Here is an 18963-nt window from a genome sequence, read left to right as displayed (position 1 = left end):
TCAGTTACCGCCGCCCGTGCCTGGGCCCGGGGTGCCGGTTCCGGGGACGGGCTGGACGCCGGTGCCGCCGTCCTGCCCCTCGGGCGCGGCGGGCGGCACCGAGACGTTCGTGCCGGGCGGGACCAGCGCGAGCGCGACCGTCCCGGCGGAGGCCGCCTGCGTCACCCGCGCCGCGTCCGCCGGGAGCACGGCGACGTCGACGCTCGTCTGCTCGGACCGCAGCCGCGTCGGGCCGCCGCCGTCCCCGCCGCCGACGTTCAGCACGACCGCGTCCCGCGCGAGGACGGTCCCGGCGCGCGGCCCGCCGGTCGTCCCGCCGCCGACCGCGAACAGGGTGACGTGCGCGCCGCGGGAGACGTCGCCGGAGGGCATCTGGCCCGGCTTGAGCGCGAGCCCGACGACGAGCCGGCCGCTGGCGGGCGCGTCGGCCGGGCTGATCATGGAGTTGGTCAGCAGCGCGCCCTTCACCAGCGGGACGGCCGCGAAGTAGCGGCTCACCTTCGCCCGCTCGGACCACCTGAGGTACTGGATGCCGGTGTCGCCGATCTGCACCTCTTCGAGAGCGCCCGCCGGGATCCGCTGCCCGGCCGCGACCGGCTGGGCGATGCGGATCGCCGACACCCGCTCGCCGCTGGCCATCACGAGGTAGGCGCTGGCGAGCGCGCCGCCGAGGATCAGCAGCACCGCGAGCGCGGCGAGCGCCGGCTTGCGCTCGCGCGAGGACGCGGGGAGCCGCTGCCCTCCCGAGGTGCCGAGCCCCGACCGTCCGAGCCCCGTCCCGCCGGACGTGCCCGCCGTGCCGCCGCCGGAGATGGTCGACTGGTTGGCCTTCATCGCGCTGCCCACGCGCTCCTTCCCGCCCTGACGCGCCCCGTCCCGCCGGAAGCCCGCGTCGTCGAGCGATCCATGCTCGCGGGGGCGGAGAGGTCACGTCAATGGATTCGCGGGAGCCGAGCGCCTCCATATCCGAGCGGACGGCGATGACCTGCGAATTCACGGGTCACATGGCTTCTTACCACCAGTCACATCCGTCACTGACCCCCGGGCCGGACGGCCCGGAACGCCCGCCGCGTCACGGCTGGAGGCCGACGAGGCGGGCCAGCAGGGTCATCGTGTGGTCGAAATATGCGGTTCGTTCCTCGATCACGTTGTTGTACTGGCCGAACAATTCGAAGCTGACGGTTCCGTACAAAGCAGCCCACGCGGTGAACGCCCGCGCCATGACGTCGTCCGGGACGTCCATGGGGAGCATGGCGCGGGCGCGGGCCATGTCCTCGGCGATGGCGGCCGGGGGCGGCGGGCACGGCCCGGCGGGGACGAGCGCGCCGGCCGCGTGCGCCTCGGAGACGATCCGCGACATGACGACGGTGTCGCGCATGGCGGCCGGGACGGTGTCCTCCGGGGCCTTGTAGCCGGGTACGGGCGAGCCGTAGAGCAGCGCGTACTCGTGCGGGTGCGCGAGGGCCCACTCCCGGACGGCCCGGCACACCGCGAGCCACCGCCCGCCGTGGTCCGGCGCGCCGCACTCGGCGTCGGCGCGCTCGACGGCCTCGCCGACCGCGTTGTACCCGTCGATGATCAGCGCGGTCAGCAGGTCGTCGCGGCTCGGGAAGTACCGGTAGATCGCCGACGACACCATCCCCATCTCGCGGGCGACCGCGCGCAGCGACAGCCCCGCGGCGCCGTCGGTGGCGAGCTGCCGCCTCGCGATCTCGGTGATCTCCCGGACCAGCTCCGCCCGGACCCGCTCGCGCGCCGTCTGCCCCGCGCTCATGCCCACCTCCCCGGGGCGGTCGCCCGCCCTTCGCCTCACCCGTCTCCCGGAGGCTAGCAGAGCGCCGCGCTCTTTCGAGAGCGCCGCTCTTGACAACACTGCTCTCAACAGAGAGCATTGCTCTCGAAACGGAGCACCGACCAGACGGTATCGAGGGCTCCGCCTGAGGCGGAGCCCCCCATCACCGAACACACCAGCGTCAGGAGAGCACCATGGGCAGGCACGTGATCGTCGGAGCCGGGCAGGTCGGGACGCACCTCGCCGAACTGCTGACCGCGCGGGGGCACGACGTCGCCGTCGTGACGCGGTCCGGGTCGGGGCCGGACGGGGTCGAGCGGATCGCGGCGGACGTCGCCGACCGGGAGCGCCTCACCCGGATCGCCAAGGGGGCCGACGCGCTCTACAACTGCGTCAACCCGCGGTACCACCGGTGGACGCAGGACTGGCCGCCGATGGCCGCGTCCTTCCTCGGGACCGCCGAGGACACCGGGGCGGTTCTGGTGACACTGAGCTGCCTCTACGGTTACGGCCCCGTGGGCGGGCCGATGACGGAGGACCTGCCTCTCGCGGCGACCGGCGCCAAGGGGCGGGTGCGGGCGAGGATGTGGAAGGACGCCCTGGCCGCGCACGAGGCGGGCCGCGCCAGGGTCACCGAACTGCGCGGATCCGACTACTACGGGCCGCGCAGCACCGACCAGGCCTACATCGGCGAGACGCGGTTCGTGAAGCCGCTGCTGGCGGGCAAGCGCGTCCCGTACCTCAGCGACCCGTCCGTCCCCCACGCGTGGACCTACCTGCCGGACGTCGCGCGGGCCCTCGCCATCGCCGGGACGGACGAGCGCGCCTGGGGACGGCCCTGGCACGTCCCCACCGGCCCGGCGGTGTCCACCACCGAGGTCGGCGAGCGGCTCTGCGAGATCGCCGGAGCGCCGGCCCCGCGCATCCACGAGGTCCCGCGCGCGATCTTCCACGCGGCCGGGCTCCTCTCGCCGATGGTCAGGGAGCTGCGGGAGACCCGCTACCAGTTCGACAAGCCCTACATCCTCGACTCTTCGGCCTTCGAGTCGGCTTTCGGGATGGCCCCGACGCCGCTGGACGACGCACTGAAGGCGGTCGTGTCGGCTTCCCGGATGGCGGAGGGGACGGGTAATTAAGCTAGGCCCGGTTGTCCAGCGGACGTCGGAGGGCTCGGATGCGGATCTCGTTCACGGCGCTGACCGGTGGAGGCCCCCGCGACGTCGTGCTGAGCCTCGACTCCGAGGCCACCGTGGACGGCGTCGCCCAGACGCTCGCCGCCGCGCTGGACGGCGGCCCCGCGATCCCCGCGCCGCGCTTCTCCAAGGACGCGCTGCTGTCCCGGGGTGCGCGCAAGGCGCTCTGGATGGACGGCCGGATGCTGGACCCGCAGGCGCTCGCCGTGAAGGAGCTGCGGGACGGCGCCGTCGTGGCGGTCGAGCGGCGCGGCGCCGCCGCGACCGTGCTGACCGAGCCGACCGGGCTGGTCGAGGTGCGCGTCGTCGGCGGCCCGGCGGCCGGGTCCGTGCACCGGCTGGGGCTCGGCGTCTGCACGATCGGGTCCGGGCACGACGTCGACGTGGTGCTGGACGACCCGTCCGTCCCGGCCCGGTCCCTGCGGCTGACGGTCGAGCGCACGGCCGTCCAGGTCGAGGCGTCCGCCCTGACGATGCAGGGGGCGGTCGTGCTGGACGGGACGCCGCTCGGCGCGAAGACGGCGTGGCCGATGGGCGCGCTGCTGACGGTGGGGGCCAGCGTCCTGGCCCTCGCGCCGTGCGCCGCCCCCGACACCCATCTGGAGCCGCTGCCGGAGGGCGGCCTCGCGTTCAACCGGCCTCCGCGGCTGAACCGGCCGCGGCGGGCGCGGACCCTGGAGGTGCCGAAGCGTCCCGAGCGCAACCCGCGCGAACGGCTGCGGCTCTTCGGCGCGCTGCTGTTCTCCGTGTTCGGGCTCGCCATGGCGTTCGGGCTCGGCCAGTGGTGGTGGGCCCTGTTCGCGCTGGCCTGGCCCGTCATGACGCTGGGCGAGTGGCTCGGCGACCGGATGCACGGCCGCAAGTCCTACAAGAAGTCGCTGAAGGAGTACCACCGCAGGACGGGAGAGTTCGACGGCGAGCTGGAGCGGCTGCGGCGCGAGGACGAGGCCGAGCGCCGCGCGCTGAACCCGGACCCCGCCGAGGTCCTGCTCACCGCGACGGGCCCGCGGCGCCGCCTGTGGGAACGCCGCCGCGACGACCCCGACGTCCTGCACCTGCGGGTGGGTCTCGCCGACCTGCCCGCCCGCATCGAGCTGACCGGGGACGCCGAGCCCGCGGGAGGACCCGGAGGCGAGCCGGGGCAGGAGGAGCCGTCCCCCGGCGGGCACGCGCTCCGGGTCCCCAAGGCCCGCCAGGTACCGGTCGTGCTGCCCCTCACCGAGCTGGGCGTCATCGGGCTGACCGGCCCCCGGCACGCGTCGCGCGCCCTGGCCCGCTGGCTGGTCGCGCAGGCCGCCGCCCTGCACAGCCCCCGCGACCTGGCCATCGTCGTGCTGTCCGCCGACCAGAACGCCGGACACGAGTGGAACTGGGTGCGCTGGCTGCCGCACTGCGCGCCGCGCGAGGGCGAGGACTGCGTGGCCCTCGTCGGCACCGACCCCGAGTCGGCGGCGCACCGGGTCACCGAACTCGCGATCCGGGTCACCGAGCGGCGCCGGGCCGCGCAGGCCGAGTCGTCGTTCTTCGGGAAGGACGCCCGGCCGGCCGACGGCGCGCCGTACAACATCCTCATCGTCCTGGACGGCGCCCGCGCGCTGCGGCGCGTCCCGGGGATGCCGATGCTGCTGTCGCGCGGGGCCGAGTACGGGCTCTACGCCATCTGCGTGGACGACGAGGAGCGGATGCTCCCCGAGGAGTGCAGCGCCGTCGCCGCATGGGACACGCAGCGGCACTCGACGATCCTGCTCCAGGGGCAGGGCCTCGACGCCGTCGGCCCCGTCCTGGCCGACCAGGTCTCCGCGACCTGGACCGACCGGGTGGCGCGCGCGCTGGCCCCCGTCCGGGACGTGTCCCGCGAGGACGCCGAGGACTCGCTCCCCTCCGACGTGCGGCTCCTGGACGTCCTCGACATGCCCGAGCCCACGGCCGAGCACATCCTCCAGTCGTGGAGCAGGACGGGCGGGCGGACGACCCGCGTCCCCATCGGCCTCGCCTCGGGCGGCGGCTACGAGATCGACCTGCGCGTGGACGGCCCCCACGGCCTCATCGCCGGGACCACGGGCGCGGGCAAGTCGGAGCTGCTCCAGACCCTCATCGCCTCGCTCGCCGTGGCGAACCGCCCGGACGAGATGACGTTCGTCCTCATCGACTACAAGGGCGGGGCGGCGTTCAAGGACTGCGCGAACCTCCCCCACACCGTCGGCATGGTCACCGACCTGGACGGCCACGCCACCGAGCGGGCCCTGGAGTCGCTGGCCGCCGAGCTCCGCCGCCGCGAGGAGATCCTGCTCGGCGCCGGCGCCAAGGACGTCGACGACTACGACGACCTGCGCCCCGCCGATCCGGGGGCGGCGGCCATGCCGCGCCTCGTCCTGGTCATCGACGAGTTCGCCGCCATGGTCACCGAGCTGCCCGACTTCGTCGCCGGCCTGGTCGACATCGGCCGCCGGGGCCGCTCCCTCGGCGTCCACCTGATCCTCGCCACGCAGCGTCCCGCCGGGGTCGTGACCGCCGACATCCGCGCCAACACCAACCTGCGCATCGCGCTTCGCGTCACCGACCCCGACGAGTCCTCCGACGTCCTGGACTCCCCGGACGCGGCGCAGATCTCCAAGTCCTCGCCCGGGCGCTGCTACGTCCGCTCCGGGGTGTCGTCGCCGCGGGCCGTCCAGTCGGCGCGGATCGGGGGGCGCCGCCCCGGGGCCCGGTCCGGGACCGGGGCGCCGACCGTCCACGCGCTGCCGTGGCAGGGCCTCGGCCATCCGCTGCCCGCGCCGCGCGACGCGGCCGACGACGCGGTGCTCGCCACCGACCTCGGCGTGCTCGTCCAGGCGGTCGACGAGGCCGCCCGCCGGGCCGGGATCGCCCGGCAGCCGTCGCCGTGGCTGAGCCCGCTGCCCGAGCGGGTCGCGCTGGCGCCCCGCACCGCCGCGGGCGGCTCGGTCGTGGACGTCCCGCCGGTCCCCTTCGGCGTCACGGACCTGCCCGCCGTCCAGTCCCGCGAGGAGCTGACGCTCGACCTCGCGGCCGGCGGCCACCTCTACATCGCCGGGTCCGCGCAGTCGGGCCGGTCCACGGCGCTGCGCACGATCGCGGGGTCCCTCTCGGGCGCCTGCTCCCCCTACGACGCCCACCTGTACGCCGTCGACTGCGGCGCGAACGCGCTGCTGCCGCTGGTCTCCCTGCCGCACTGCGGCGCCGTCGTGACCCGCGACCAGCTCGACCGCTGCGAGCGGCTCCTCACCGCGCTCACCGCCGAGGTCGCCCGCCGCCAGCAGGTGCTCGCCGAGGCGGGGTTCTCCTCGCTGGCCGAGCAGCGCGCCGCCGTCGCCGCCACCGACCGCCTCCCGTGGATGGTCCTGCTCCTCGACCGCTGGGAGGGGTTCCTCGGCGCGTTCGAGCACTACGACTACGGGCGCCTCGTGGACCAGGTCGTCCGGCTGCTGCGCGAGGGCGCCGCGGCCGGCCTGCGCGCCGTGTTCACCGGCGACCGCTCCGGTCTCGGCGGGCAGGTCTCCACCGTCTTCGACCGCCGCCTCATCCTGCGCATGGCCGACCCGAACGACTACGGGTACGGCGGCCTCCAGGACAGGCAGATCCCCGCCGAGATGCCGCCCGGACGCGCCCTGGAACCCGCCGGGCCCGGGGCGCCGCCCCGCGAGTCGCAGATCGCCCTCCTCGGGGACGACGCGTCCGGCGCGTCGCAGGTCGCGGCCCTCCAGGAGATCGCCCGCAACTCCGTGTCCCGGTACGGCCGGCTGCCGCGCCGCCGGGGCCCCCTGCACGTGGACGAGCTGCCCGTCCGCGTCACCTACCGGGAGGCGATGTCGCTCGACCCGGAGTTCCTCGCCCCGTCGGCGCTGTGGGCGCTGGTCGGCGTCGGCGGCGACACGCTCGCGCCCGTCGGGGTCGACCTGCTGGGCGAGGGCCCGGGGTTCGCCGTCGCGGGGCCGCCCCGCTCGGGCCGCTCGACGACGCTGCGGACGATCGTCCACTCGCTGCTCGACCCCGCGGTCGGCGGCGGGCTCGTCCCGGTCGTGCTGGTGACGCCGCGCCGCTCACCGCTGCGCCTGCTGTCGGGCCGCCCGGGCGTGCTCGGCGTGCTGACCGCCGACGCCGACGCCGGCGACCTGGAGCGCGCGATCGGCGACGAGCACCGCTACGCCGTGATCGTGGACGACGCCGAACTCCTGGACGAGACCGAGATGGACGAGGCCCTGACCGGCGTGCTGCGCACCGCCCGCGACGGGGAGCACGCCGTCGTCATCGGCGGCACCACCGACGACCTCGGCCGCGGCTACCGGGGTTTCCTGTCCGACACCCGGCGCTCCCGGTCGGGCGTCCTGCTGTCGGTGGACTCGCCGGACGACGGCGACCTGTTCGGCCTGCGCCTGCCCCGCAACGCGCCGCTGGGCGGGCCCACCGGCCGCGGCCTGTTCGTCGCCGCGGGCGCCACCACCCGGATCCAGGTGGCGCTTCCTCCTCCGGTCAGCGCCGACTGATCGCCGCCCGGAGCGAAACCCCGGACGGAAAGGCGCGGAAAAAGAAAAAAGGCGGGTCCCGGCCTCGGGGGGATGGGCCGGGACCCGCGGCTCGCGGAGGCTCAGCGCGTGGCGGCCTCGATGTTCTGCTGGGACCGGCGAATGTCCTGGCCGCCCTGTTCGAGCGCGAGGGCCATCTTGTCGAAGGCCGTCTTCGCCTCGGCCCAGGAGGCGCGGAAGCGGTCGGCGCCGGGGCCCCACCAGGCGGCGCTGCTGCTCACGGTGCGGCCGTTGAGGTCCTTGATGAGGGCGTCGAGGTTGCGGGAGTGCTTGCTGAAGATGCGGGACAGTTCCTCTAGCTCGCCCAGGTTGGCGCCGCGCTTGTCACCCATCGCCCCGGCCCTTTCCTCGCTGATCGTTGGAACGTTTCCAGCCGCTACCGCGGGAATGGCGCCACCCTACGCCCCACCGATCACTTCCAGCCAGCGACCCCGGCCGGATCGCCCGTCGAAACGGCCACATACCCACCATCCCAGCCTGTCCGGATGTGGCCAGCACGGGAGGTTCGGATGGCTTGTGACGAGCATAATTACTCCCCGTCAAGGGAGTTTCAGAGCTGTTTCCGCGACGAATGGAGGATCGCGGCGGCAAAGGAAGGAAACGGCGCGTCAGCGGCCGTCGCCGAGAGGGTCGTTCACCGGGTGCGCCCCCGGGTCGAGGACGCGCTCCCCGACCATGGTGATCTGCTCGCCGCGCGCGCGGAACTCGAACCGGCGCCGCACCGACTGGGTGACCTTCCCGCGGCCCCCGCGGCCGTAGCGCATCTCGGTGTGCTCCACCGCCTCCAGCGTGATGCGGTCCCCCGTGCGGACGGCGCGGCCCTCGTCCAGGCGGGTGCGGGCGCCGGTGTAGGCGGGGCCGCCCGCGACGGGGGCGCGGTTGCGGGTCTCCAGCTCCCGGAAGGCCTTCTCCTGCGACCGCACCAGCGACGGGGAGATCAGCACGCCGAGCACCTCCGTGGGCGCCGTGCGGCGGCCCCGGCCGTCCTTCTGGACGAGGGCCTCGGAGCGGCGCGCCAGGTAGGTGTTCGCGGCGACGGTGAGCTGGCGGGTGACGTAGTCCTCCACCGCAGGGGTCTGCCCGCGCACGCCGGACGAGGGCGCCACCAGGCAGGCGGCCAGCACGATCGCCAGTCCGGCCCGGGGCCACGGGCGAACCATCGGCCTCTCCCGCTGATCAAAGGCTGGTAGGTCCGGGCCGACACTACACGGCCCGGACCCGGGAGGAACGCCGGTTCAGTCCGTTTCGCTCTCCAGTGCGGCGACGCGCGAGCGGGCCTGCGCCATCGCCTCGTGGTAGCGCTCCTCCCACTCCGGATCGGCGTCCGGGATGGTGGCGACCGTCTGGCGTCCGATCTCCGCGAGCACCTCCCCGGCGGCGCCGCGGGAGACCCGCCGGACGACGACCGCGGTGGCGCCGCCGGACGACTCGGTGTGCGTCTCCCACCGGGCGCCGCCCTCCAGCCGTGCCCGGCCCCGCGACGCCCGGTCGGAGAACCCGTAGAACAGCAGGACGACCACCGCGGCCGCCACCGCCAGCGCCACCAGAACGATCAGGAACCGCACGACCGCCTCCTCGCCGTCCGCGTCCGGCGCCGCACCGCCGCCTACCTGCCTCGCAGGAGCGAGCCGTTCGGGTTGCCGGGCGCGTAGACCGTGATGCCCTGCGGGAGGGCCTTCAGCTCCTCGATCCTCGCGCAGGTCGGGCACTTGTTGTAGCCGTCCTGGCGGGCCTTGTTGGCCGCGGCCTCCGCCTTGGCCGACGCGACCTTCGCCTGGGCCTCGCTGATCTGCGCGAACGCGGCCTGCGCGCGGTCCACCGCGTCCTGCACCTTGGAGGGCAGGGTGACCCGCACCAGGTTGAAGTGGATGTTCGTGACGAACTTGCCGCCGAGCGTCTGCTCCAGGTCCGTGGCCAGGCTCGTGTTGATCGCGTTCTGCACCTTGGCGATGTTCCCGTTGTTGCTCTGCGCCTGCTGCCCGGCGGCCTGGGCGTTCTTCGGCGCGGAGGAGTTCTGCACCAGGGCGCAGGAGGAGACGAGCTCGGCGCAGCGGAAGCTGTTGATCTGGCTGCGCAGGTCGTTGTCTATCACCGGCCGGACGATCTGGTCGAGGAACGCCGACCAGCCCTTGTCGCCGTCGTAGACGTTGTAGGTCTCGCCGCTCGCGCTGCGGAACTTGCGGGTGCCGTACTTGTCGTCGAACTGCCTGAGGGCCCGGTGGTCCTGGTTGAGCGTGAAGTACAGCGTCCCCTCGATGCCCATGTTGACGCCGTCCGAGCTCGGCACGGTGACGACGTCCACGCCGGACTCCTCGCCCTTCCCGGCGTCCGAGGTGATCGTGTAGAAGCGCTGCTGGGCGGGGTACTTGTGGACCTGGGAGTAGAGCCCGATCCAGACGCGGCCGGATCCGGGGTCGATGACCTGCCGGATCCTGTTGTTGTCGAAGAACCCGCCGTTGCGGATGACGGCGATCTCGCCGCCGCCGGTGCGCTCGTACCCGCCGAACAGCGCGCTCAGCACCGGCCATCCCACGACGACCAGCAGCACGGCGGCGACGACGGCGGTGCGCTTGCTGGGCGCCCTCACCCCGGAGCGCCGGGTCGCACCGGCCCGCTCCTTGGCTGCGGACGTCTTCTTCTCGGCCACTGTGGCTCCTCTCACACCCGCGCGGGGGGATCGCGCCGCGGGTTCGTGGATCAGACGGCGCGGAGCCTCGCCGGGATCCCCGTGGGGGTACCGCTTTCTCGTGAAACCTCCCGCTATCCGGGACCACGCCCCCCATAAGGAGGGGCTTACGAAAACCTGGGATCGCGGTTATCTAGACTGCCTGCGAGGTTGAAGGAGGAGACCCACGTGCGCAAAGTCCTGATCGCCAACCGCGGCGAGATCGCGGTCCGTATCGCCCGTGCCTGCCGCGACGCGGGGCTGGTCAGTGTGGCGGTGTACGCCGAGCCCGATCTGGAGGCGCTGCACGTTCGGGTCGCCGACGAGGCGTTCGCCCTGGGCGGGCGGACGGCGGCCGAGAGCTACCTGGACATCGACAAGCTGCTGAAGATCGCCTCGGAGTCGGGCGCCGACGCCGTCCACCCCGGCTACGGGTTCCTGGCGGAGAACGCCGACTTCGCCGAGGCGGTGCGGAGCGCGGGGCTGACCTGGATCGGTCCGCCGCCCGCCGCGATCACCGCCCTCGGCGACAAGGTGCAGGCCCGGCACATCGCGCAGCGGGTCGGCGCGCCGCTGGTCGCCGGCACCGCCGACCCGGTGTCGGGCGCGGACGAGGTCGTCGCGTTCGCGCGCGAGCACGGCCTGCCCATCGCGATCAAGGCCGCGTTCGGTGGCGGCGGGCGCGGCCTCAAGGTCGCCCGGACGCTGGAGGAGGTGCCCGAGCTCTACGAGTCGGCCGTCCGCGAGGCCGTGGGCGCCTTCGGGCGCGGCGAGTGCTTCGTCGAGCGGTACCTCGACAAGCCCCGGCACGTCGAGACGCAGTGCCTGGCCGACCAGCACGGCAACGTGGTCGTGGTGTCGACCCGCGACTGCTCGCTCCAGCGGCGCCACCAGAAGCTCGTCGAGGAGGCTCCGGCGCCGTACCTGTCGCAGGAGCAGCTGGAGCTGCTGTACTCCTCGTCCAAGGCGATCCTGAAGGAGGCCGGCTACGTCGGCGCCGGGACGTGCGAGTTCCTCGTCGGCCAGGACGGCACGATCTCGTTCCTCGAGGTCAACACGCGCCTCCAGGTCGAGCACCCCGTCACCGAGGAGGTCGCCGGGGTCGACCTCGTCCGCGAGATGTTCCGCGTCGCCGACGGCGAGGAGATCGGCTACGGCGACCCGGAGCTGCGCGGACACTCGATCGAGTTCCGGCTGAACGCCGAGGACGCCGGGCGCGGCTTCCTGCCCGCCGTCGGCACCCTGACCGCCTGGCACCCCCCGACGGGGCCCGGCGTCCGGCTGGACGCCGGCTACGAGGCCGGGCAGACCGTCCCGCAGGAGTTCGACTCGCTCGTCGCCAAGCTGATCGTGACGGGCGCGACGCGGCGGCAGGCCGTCGAGCGGTCCCGCCGCGCCCTCGCCGAGTTCGTCATCGACGGCATGCCGACCGTCCTGCCGTTCCACCGGGCGGTGCTGGAGGACCCGGCGTTCGTCCCGGCGGACGACGAGACCCCGTTCAGCGTCCACACCCGGTGGATCGAGACGGAGTTCGACAACACGATCCCGCCCTATGAGGGCCCCCACGCGGGCGAGGAGGACGAGGGCGAGCGCGAGCGCGTCACCGTCGAGGTCGGCGGGCGGCGCATCGAGGTCGTCCTGCCCGCCGGGTTCGGCGCCTCCGCCGCCCCCGCCGCGGGCAGGGCGGCGCCCGCCAAGCGGCGCGGCGCCAAGAAGGGCGGCGGCGCGCAGGCGTCCGGCGACTCCCTGGTCAGCCCGATGCAGGGCACCATCGTCAAGCTCCTCGTCGAGGAGGGCGCGACCGTGGCGGCCGGCGACACCATCGTGGTCCTGGAGGCCATGAAGATGGAGCAGCCGCTCACCGCGCACAAGGCGGGGACGCTCACCGGCCTGTCCGCCGAGGTGGGCCAGACCGTCTCCGCGGGCGCCGTGATCTGCGAGATCAAGGACTCCTGAGCCCGTCACCCGGGCCGCATCCCCTCCCGGGCCCCGGGAGGGGATGGGGTGCGGTGCCCATGGGGGGCCTGCGCAAATCCGTCCGGCGAAGGACGTATCGGCGCGCCCACGTGGGCAGACTGTCTGCATGAGGACCGAGAACCGGGCGGTCCGGGCCGCTCGCGGGGGCGCCGTCGCGACGATCATCGCCGCCGTCGCCGTCCCGGCGTTCGCCCTGGCCGCCCCGGCGGGCGCCGCCGCGTCCCGGGGCGCCGCGCACACGACCGGCGCCGCACCCGTCACCGCGGCGGCACCCGCGACCGCCGCGCAGGCGGCGGCCGCGCGGGCGCCGGCCGACGACACCGTCGGCCAGATCGCCAAGGGCCTGCTCGACTCGCGGCTGTTCGTGACGAGCGGCGCCGGGAACCCGCTGACCCCCGCCGACCGGAACGAGATCGAGACGTCCCTGGGCGGCGACAGCAACGCCGACATCCGCGCCGTGGTGGTCCGCAGCGACGTCACCTCCACCGAGGTCCGGCAGATGCTCCCGGCCGTCGCCGAGCGCGTCGGCAAGGGCGGCACCTACGTCGCGATCACCGCCGACGGCGCCCGGATGGGCGCGGTCTCCAAGAAGCTGGACCGCGCGGAGCTCAACCAGCTGGTCACCCGCACGGAGGGCGCGCCGCTGAAGCAGCGCCTGATCCAGTTCGGCGGCCTGGCCGAGAAGAAGGTCGACGCCGACTCCCGGTCCAGCGCGACGGTCGGCTACGTGCTGCTCGGCGTGCTCGTGCTCGTCGTGGCGGCGGTCACGGGCGTCATGCTCAACGCCCGCAGGAGGCGCCGTGAGCGCGCGGCCCGCGAGATGGCCGACCTCAAGGCGGGCGTGCAGGAGGACGTGACGCTCCTCGGCGAGGACATCGCCCGCCTCGACCTGAACGTCATGGACAGCGGCCTGGACCCCGACACCCGCGCCGACTACGAGCGCGCGATGAACTCCTACGACCGGGCCAAGTCCGCGACCGAGCGCGCCGCCCGGCCGCAGGACATGCAGGAGGTCGCGACGGCCCTGGAGGACGGCCGCTACTTCATGACCGCGACGCGCGCCCGGCTCGCCGGCGACCCGGTCCCCGAGCGGCGCGCGCCCTGCTTCTTCAACCCGCAGCACGGGCCCTCCGTCCAGGACGTGACGTGGGCGCCGCCCGGCGGCGTCGCCCGCTCCGTCCCGGCGTGCGCGGCCGACGCGGAGGCCGTCCTGAACGGCCGCGACCCGGACGTCCGCATGGTCCCGGCGGGCGGGGGACGGCAGCCCTACTGGAACGCCGGCCCCGCCTACGCGCCCTACGCCGGCGGCTACTACTACGGCTACGGCGGCGTCGACCTGCTCAGCGGGATGCTGATCGGCACCGCGCTCGGCTCGATGTGGGGCGGCGGCTTCGGCGGTGGATTCGGCGGAGGCGACTTCGGCGGGGGCGACGGCGACGGCGGCTGGGACTTCGGCGGGGGCGACTTCGGGGGCGGAGGCGACTTCGGAGGGGGCGGCGACTTCGGCGGCTTCTGAGGGGCGTGCCCCGTGAGAAGGACACCCGTGTCCGCGCTGTTCTGGCGCATCCTCGGCATCAACGGCCTGATCTTCGTCGTCGGCACCCTCGTGCTGGCGGTGGGACCGGCCACCGTGTCGACGCCGATCCTGCTGAACGAGTTCTTCGTGCTGCTGGGCGGGCTCGCGGTCATGGTCGCGGCGAACGCGCTCCTGCTGCGCGCCGGCCTGGCGCCGCTGGAGGGGCTCACCGCCCTGATGGCGCGGATGCACTCGCTGCGCTCCGGCGACCGGCTGCCGGCCGGCGGCAACGGCGACCTGTTCCATGTGGTCGACCAGTTCAACGCGATGCTGGACCGGCTGGAGGCCGATCGCAGCACCAGCACCGCCCTCGTCCTGGACGCGCAGGAGGCGGAGCGCCGCCGCATCGCCCAGGAGCTCCACGACGAGATCGGCCAGACCCTCACCGTGGTGCTGCTGGAGCTGAAGTCGGTGGTGAACCGGGCGCCGGAGGAGGTCGCGCGGGAGCTGCGCGACGTCCAGGAGGCCGTCCGGTCCAGCCTGGACGAGGTGCGCAGCGTCGCCCGGAGGCTGCGTCCCGGCGTCCTGGACGACCTCGGGCTGACCAGCGCGCTCACCGCCCTCGCCACGGACTTCTCCGGGACGGGCGGCCCGCGGGTGACCCGCCGCGTCCAGCCGGGGCTTCAGGGCCTCGGCCCCGATGCCGAACTGGTGATCTACCGGATCGCGCAGGAGGGCCTGACGAACGTGTGGCGGCACTCGGGCGCGCGGAACGCCGAGCTCTCGCTCGCCCAGGACGAGGAGGGGCGCGTCGTCCTGCGGGTGGCCGACGACGGGACCGGCCCGCCGGAGCGGGTCGGCTCCGGCATCCACGGAATGCGGGAGCGCGCGATGCTCATCGGCGCGCAGCTGACGATCGGCCCGGCGGACGGCGGCGGCACCGAGGTGCGGCTGGTCGTCCCGCCGCGCGGCGCCCGGCGCGCCTGACCCCGCCCCGTCAGGGCTCGACGAGCCCGACGCGGATCGCGTACTTCGTCAGCTCCAGCCGGTCGCGCATCCCGAGCTTGCCGAGGATGTTGGCGCGGTGCCGGTCCACGGTCTTGACGCTGATCGTGAGCGTCTCGGCGATCCGCTTGGACGAGTAGCCCTCCGCGACCAGCTTGATGATCTCCTCCTCGCGGGGTGTCAGGATGCTCGCCTGGCCCTCCCCGCGCCGGTCCCGGTCGAGGTACTCGCGGATCAGCGCGGTCACGGCCGCCGGGTACAGGAACGGCTCGCCGCGCATCGCGGCGCGGACGGCGTGCAGCAGGTCGCGGTCGGCGACGGACTTCAGCACGTACCCGGACGCGCCCGCCTTCAGCGCCTCGAACAGGTACTGCTCGTTGTCGTACATCGACAGGATCAGCGTCCGCACGTCGGGGAGGCGGCGGGAGATCTCCCGCGCGGCCTGCAGCCCCGTCATGCGCGGCATCGCGATGTCGAGGATCGCCAGGTCGACGCCGCCCGCGCCGAGCGCGTCGAGCGCCTCCGCCCCGTCGGCGGCCTCCGCCACCACGGTCAGGTCGGGCTCGGCGTCCAGGATCAGGCGCAGCCCGCGGCGCACCAGCGCGTGATCGTCGGCGAGCAGGATCCGGGTGGCCGACTCCCGGGTGTGCGCGACGCCTCCCGTGTGCACCGATCACCTCCGCCCTCGCCCCCATCCTAGGCGCGCCGCCCCGGCGGGACCCCCGGCCGCCTGCGGATACAGGATCCGCACCCCCGGATATGGGTGACGCGCCCGATGGGGACGCGGGCCGCCGCCGAAAAGACTGGAAGCCGCAGGACGAAAGGGGCGGACGCATGGCACGGCGAACGGGCGGAGGGCACAGTCCCCCGCCCACGGCACCGCGGAGGCCGTCCCGTGACGGGTCCGCCCCCGGCGCCAGAAGGAGGACCCTATCCACCCGGAGGACCAGGCTTACCGGAAGCCGAAAGGACACCATGCAAGCGCGGGACATCGCCGTACAGGTGCCCACCGTGACCCTGGGCGACTCGATCGCCCACGCGATCCAGGTCATGGCGCTCGGGCGGCTGCCCGGCCTGATCGTGATCGACGAGGCGCAGCGCCCCCGGGTCGTCCTGCCGGGCACGCAGGTGCTGCGGCTGGCCGTCCCGGTCGCCTACCAGGAGGACCCGGCGCTGACCCGGACCGTGGACGAGGCGCACGCCGACGTCTTCTGGCACGAGATCCGCGACCTCACGGTCGGCGACTGCCTCGCAACGCCCACTCCCCGCCCGGTGATCGTCAAGACGTCCGCGACGCTGCTGGAGCTCGCCACCCTGATGGCGCGGCAGCGCAGCCCCCTCGTCGCCGTGGTGGACGAGGCGGGCCTGCTGGCTGGCGCGGTCACCCTCGACCGGCTGCTGTCGGCGCTGGCGCTGACCAGGCCCGGCGACTGAGCGGCGGACTCCCCGCCGGCGCCCGGCGCGAGGGCGCGCGGTGACCGCGGTCGCGGCACTCGCCGTGTTCGTGGTCGCGTTCTTCTTCATCGCGACCGAGAAGGTCGACAAGGTCAAGGTCGTCCTCGTCGCCGCCGGCGTGATGACGGTGCTCGGGCTCGCGCCCGGCGCCGAGGTCTTCTTCTCCGAGCACGACGGGATCGACTGGAACGTCATCTTCCTGCTGCTCGGAATGATGATCATCGTGGGGATCGTCAAGGGCACCGGGCTGTTCGACTACCTGGCGATCTGGGCGGCCAAGCGGTCGAGGGGCAGGCCGTACCGGCTGCTGGTGATGCTGATGCTCATCACCGCGGTCGCCTCGCCGTTCCTGGACAACGTCACCACGATCATGCTGGTGGCGCCGGTGACGGTGGTGGTCTGCAACCGGCTGCGCGTCCCGGCCCACCCCTACCTCATCGCCGAGGTGCTGGCGTCCAACATCGGCGGCGCCGCGACCCTCATCGGGGACCCGCCGAACATCATCATCGCCAGCCGGGCGGGGCTGACGTTCAACGACTTCCTCGTCCACATGGCGCCGATCGTGGTGGTCGTGTTCATCGCCTTCGTGCTGCTGGCCCGGGTGCTGTTCCGCTCCTCCTTCCGCTACGACGAGCGGTACGCGGCCGAGGTGATGTCGCTGGACGAGCGCAAGGCGATCACCGATCCGGCGCTGCTCACCCGGTGCCTGGCCGTGCTCGGCCTCGTCATCGTCGGGTTCTCGCTGCACTCGGTGCTGCACGTCGAGCCGTCCGTCGTCGCGCTCGTCGGCGCGGGCGTGATGCTGCTGGTCTCGCGCGTCCAGGTCTCCGACGTCCTCGAAGAGGTCGAATGGCCCGTCCTGGTCTTCTTCATGGGGCTGTTCGTCATGGTGGCCGCCCTCGGGCACACCGGCGTCATCGAGAAGATCGGCACGTGGTCCGTGGACGCGGTGGGCGACGACCACTTCGCCGCGGCCACCGCGCTGCTGTTCGGGTCGGCCGTGCTCGGCGCGTTCTTCGACAACATCCCCTACGCGGCGACGATGGCGCCGATCGTGGAGGGGATGGCCGCGGGCGCGCCCGACCCCACGACCGCGCAGGCGCTGTGGTGGTCGTTCGCGCTGGGCGCCGACTTCGGCGGCAACGGGACGGCCGTCGCCGCGAGCGCCAACGTGGTCGCGATCGGCATCGCCGCCAAGACCGGCAACCCGATCAGCTTCTGGCAGTTCACCCGCTACGGGATCATCGTGACGGTCATGAGCACGGTGATGGCGTGGGCCTACGTGGCCCTGCGCTACTTCTGACCGGACCTCCGGCCGGGCACGCCTAGTAGGCGTGCTCGGCCATCAGGCGCCGGGACGCCTCGGTGATGCTGCCCGACAGCGACGGGTAGACCGCGAACGTGTGCGCCACCTGGTCGACGGTGAGGTGCTGCTGGACGGCGATCGACACGCCCAGGATCAGCTCGCTGGCCCGCGGCGCCACGACGACGCCGCCGAGCACGATCCCCGTGGACGGGCGGCAGAACAGCTTCACGAAACCGTCCTCGAAGCCCTGCATCTTGGCGCGCGCGTTGGTGAACAGCGGCAGCATGACCGCCCGGGCGTTGACGTCACCGGAGTCGACCATGTGCTGCGTCACGCCGACCGACGCGACCTCGGGGTCGGTGAAGATGTTGGAGGAGACCCAGCCGAGCTTCAGCGGCTGCACGGCCTCGCCCAGCGCGTGCCACATCGCGATGCGCCCCTGCATTCCGGCGACGGACGCCAGCATGAGCACGCCCGTGCAGTCGCCGGAGGCGTAGATGTGCGGGACGGACGTCCGCGACACCTTGTCGACCTCGACGAAGCCGCGCGCGTCGCAGCGCACGCCGACCTCCTCCAGGCCGATGCCCCGGGTGTTCGGGACCATGCCCACGGTCATCAGGCAGTGCGTGCCCTCGACCTTCGTCCCGTCCTCCAGGGTGACGATCACGCCGTCGCCCGACCGCTCCACGGCCGCGGCGCGCGACCGCGACATGACGTTCATTCCGCGCCGCAGGAACACGTCCTGGAGGACGGCCGCGGCGTCGGCGTCCTCCGTCGGCAGGATCCGGTCGCGGGAGGAGACCAGCGTCACCTTCGAGCCGAGCGACAGGTACGCCCCCGCGAGCTCGGCGCCCGTCACGCCGGAGCCGACCACGATCAGCTCCCCGGGCAGCTCGGGCAGGTCGTAGAGCTGGCGCCAGTTCAGGATGCGCTCGCCGTCGGGCTCCGCGCCGGGCAGCACGCGCGGCGTCGCGCCGGTCGCGATGAGCACGATGTCGGCGTCGATGCGGCGGTCGCCGACCGCCACGACGTGCGGCTCCACCAGCCGCGCCTCGCCGCGGACGATCTTCACGTCCTCGTAGGCGAGCCGTTCGGCGACGTCGAACGACTGGGCCCGCGCGAGGTCCTTCACGCGCTTGTTGACGGTCGCGATGTCGGCTTCGAGGGCCCCGACGATCCCGTCGGGGCCGCCGTTGAAGCGCAGGCCAAGGCCGGCCGACTCCGACATGACCGCGATGCGGGTCGAGGTGGCGATGAGCGTCTTGGAGGGCACGCAGTCGGTGAGCACGCACGCGCCGCCCGGACCGTCCCGTTCGACGACGGTCACGTCGGCGCCGAGCTGCGCCGCCACGAGCGCGGCCTCGTAACCGCCCGGGCCTCCTCCGATGATCACGATGCGGGTCACATCTTCCATTGTTTCCTACTCACGGCAGTGAAAAGTCCCGCTCCGGCCCCTTTCTTCCTGCGACGACCCCGGAGAGGCCCATCAGCCGGTGTGGTGCGTTCCATCGCG

General features: G+C 73.6%; 15 protein-coding genes. 7 read left to right on the top strand and 8 right to left on the bottom strand.

The window, feature by feature from the left end:
- Both ACQEU6_RS35025 and ACQEU6_RS35020 read right to left on the bottom strand, forming a co-directional pair.
- A complete protein-coding gene (locus ACQEU6_RS35025) occupies positions 1 to 846 on the bottom strand; it encodes a CpaB family protein (protein WP_499337720.1) in 846 nt (281 codons plus the stop codon).
- A 226-nt stretch (positions 847 to 1072) separates the two neighbouring features.
- Entirely contained in the window at positions 1073 to 1774 is a 702-nt protein-coding gene (locus ACQEU6_RS35020; protein ID WP_499337719.1) for a TetR/AcrR family transcriptional regulator, read from the bottom strand.
- Positions 1775 to 1986: 212 nt separating this feature from the next.
- On the opposite strand from ACQEU6_RS35020, the gene ACQEU6_RS35015 reads away from it, so the two are divergent.
- Together ACQEU6_RS35015 and ACQEU6_RS35010 are read left to right on the top strand one after the other, a co-directional pair.
- A complete protein-coding gene (locus ACQEU6_RS35015) occupies positions 1987 to 2928 on the top strand; it encodes an NAD-dependent epimerase/dehydratase family protein (RefSeq protein WP_499337718.1) in 942 nt (313 codons plus the stop codon).
- Between the two features lie 38 nt (positions 2929 to 2966).
- A complete protein-coding gene (locus ACQEU6_RS35010; protein ID WP_499337716.1) occupies positions 2967 to 7487 on the top strand; it encodes an FtsK/SpoIIIE domain-containing protein in 4521 nt (1506 codons plus the stop codon).
- A 101-nt stretch (positions 7488 to 7588) separates the two neighbouring features.
- Here the strand turns inward: ACQEU6_RS35010 and ACQEU6_RS35005 are convergent, their stop codons facing one another.
- From ACQEU6_RS35005 to ACQEU6_RS34990, 4 genes are all read right to left on the bottom strand, one after another.
- Positions 7589 to 7858: a WXG100 family type VII secretion target gene (locus tag ACQEU6_RS35005; RefSeq protein WP_499337715.1), complete on the bottom strand. Its 270-nt coding sequence runs from the start codon at positions 7856 to 7858 to the stop codon at positions 7589 to 7591.
- Between the two features lie 276 nt (positions 7859 to 8134).
- Complete coding sequence (locus ACQEU6_RS35000; protein ID WP_499337713.1) at positions 8135 to 8686, bottom strand: hypothetical protein; 552 nt, start codon at positions 8684 to 8686, stop codon at positions 8135 to 8137.
- Between the two features lie 75 nt (positions 8687 to 8761).
- Entirely contained in the window at positions 8762 to 9091 is a 330-nt protein-coding gene (locus tag ACQEU6_RS34995; RefSeq protein ID WP_499337712.1) for a hypothetical protein, read from the bottom strand.
- A 41-nt stretch (positions 9092 to 9132) separates the two neighbouring features.
- The gene (locus ACQEU6_RS34990) at positions 9133 to 10173 is read right to left on the bottom strand and encodes an SPFH domain-containing protein (RefSeq protein WP_499337710.1); all 1041 of its coding nucleotides are present in this window, start codon (positions 10171 to 10173) and stop codon (positions 9133 to 9135) included.
- Between the two features lie 207 nt (positions 10174 to 10380).
- On the opposite strand from ACQEU6_RS34990, the gene ACQEU6_RS34985 reads away from it, so the two are divergent.
- From ACQEU6_RS34985 to ACQEU6_RS34975, 3 genes are all read left to right on the top strand, one after another.
- On the top strand, positions 10381 to 12147 hold the full coding sequence (locus ACQEU6_RS34985; protein WP_499337708.1) for an acetyl/propionyl/methylcrotonyl-CoA carboxylase subunit alpha: 1767 nt from the start codon (positions 10381 to 10383) through the stop codon (positions 12145 to 12147).
- Between the two features lie 127 nt (positions 12148 to 12274).
- Positions 12275 to 13684: a hypothetical protein gene (locus ACQEU6_RS34980; protein ID WP_499337706.1), complete on the top strand. Its 1410-nt coding sequence runs from the start codon at positions 12275 to 12277 to the stop codon at positions 13682 to 13684.
- Between the two features lie 27 nt (positions 13685 to 13711).
- On the top strand, positions 13712 to 14671 hold the full coding sequence (locus tag ACQEU6_RS34975; RefSeq protein WP_499337704.1) for a sensor histidine kinase: 960 nt from the start codon (positions 13712 to 13714) through the stop codon (positions 14669 to 14671).
- Between the two features lie 10 nt (positions 14672 to 14681).
- Here the strand turns inward: ACQEU6_RS34975 and ACQEU6_RS34970 are convergent, their stop codons facing one another.
- Positions 14682 to 15359 carry a response regulator gene (locus tag ACQEU6_RS34970; RefSeq protein WP_499337703.1) on the bottom strand — a complete coding sequence of 226 codons (678 nt, stop codon included), beginning with the start codon at positions 15357 to 15359 and terminating at the stop codon, positions 14682 to 14684.
- A gap of 305 nt (positions 15360 to 15664) precedes the next feature.
- Here ACQEU6_RS34970 and ACQEU6_RS34965 point away from each other — a divergent pair, with 305 nt between their 5' ends.
- Together ACQEU6_RS34965 and ACQEU6_RS34960 are read left to right on the top strand one after the other, a co-directional pair.
- Entirely contained in the window at positions 15665 to 16123 is a 459-nt protein-coding gene (locus ACQEU6_RS34965) for a CBS domain-containing protein (RefSeq protein ID WP_499337701.1), read from the top strand.
- 40 nt (positions 16124 to 16163) lie between these two features.
- The gene (locus tag ACQEU6_RS34960; RefSeq protein ID WP_499337699.1) at positions 16164 to 17447 is read left to right on the top strand and encodes an ArsB/NhaD family transporter; all 1284 of its coding nucleotides are present in this window, start codon (positions 16164 to 16166) and stop codon (positions 17445 to 17447) included.
- 22 nt (positions 17448 to 17469) lie between these two features.
- Here the strand turns inward: ACQEU6_RS34960 and ACQEU6_RS34955 are convergent, their stop codons facing one another.
- On the bottom strand, positions 17470 to 18855 hold the full coding sequence (locus ACQEU6_RS34955; RefSeq protein ID WP_499337698.1) for an NAD(P)H-quinone dehydrogenase: 1386 nt from the start codon (positions 18853 to 18855) through the stop codon (positions 17470 to 17472).
- Positions 18856 to 18963 lie beyond the last annotated feature (108 nt).

The organism is Spirillospora sp. CA-108201 (assembly GCF_050936235.1).
Classification (GTDB): Bacteria; Actinomycetota; Actinomycetes; order Streptosporangiales; family Streptosporangiaceae; genus Spirillospora.
The sequence above is the reverse complement of the archived record's forward strand: the minus strand, read 5'-3'. Positions and strand labels throughout refer to the sequence as shown.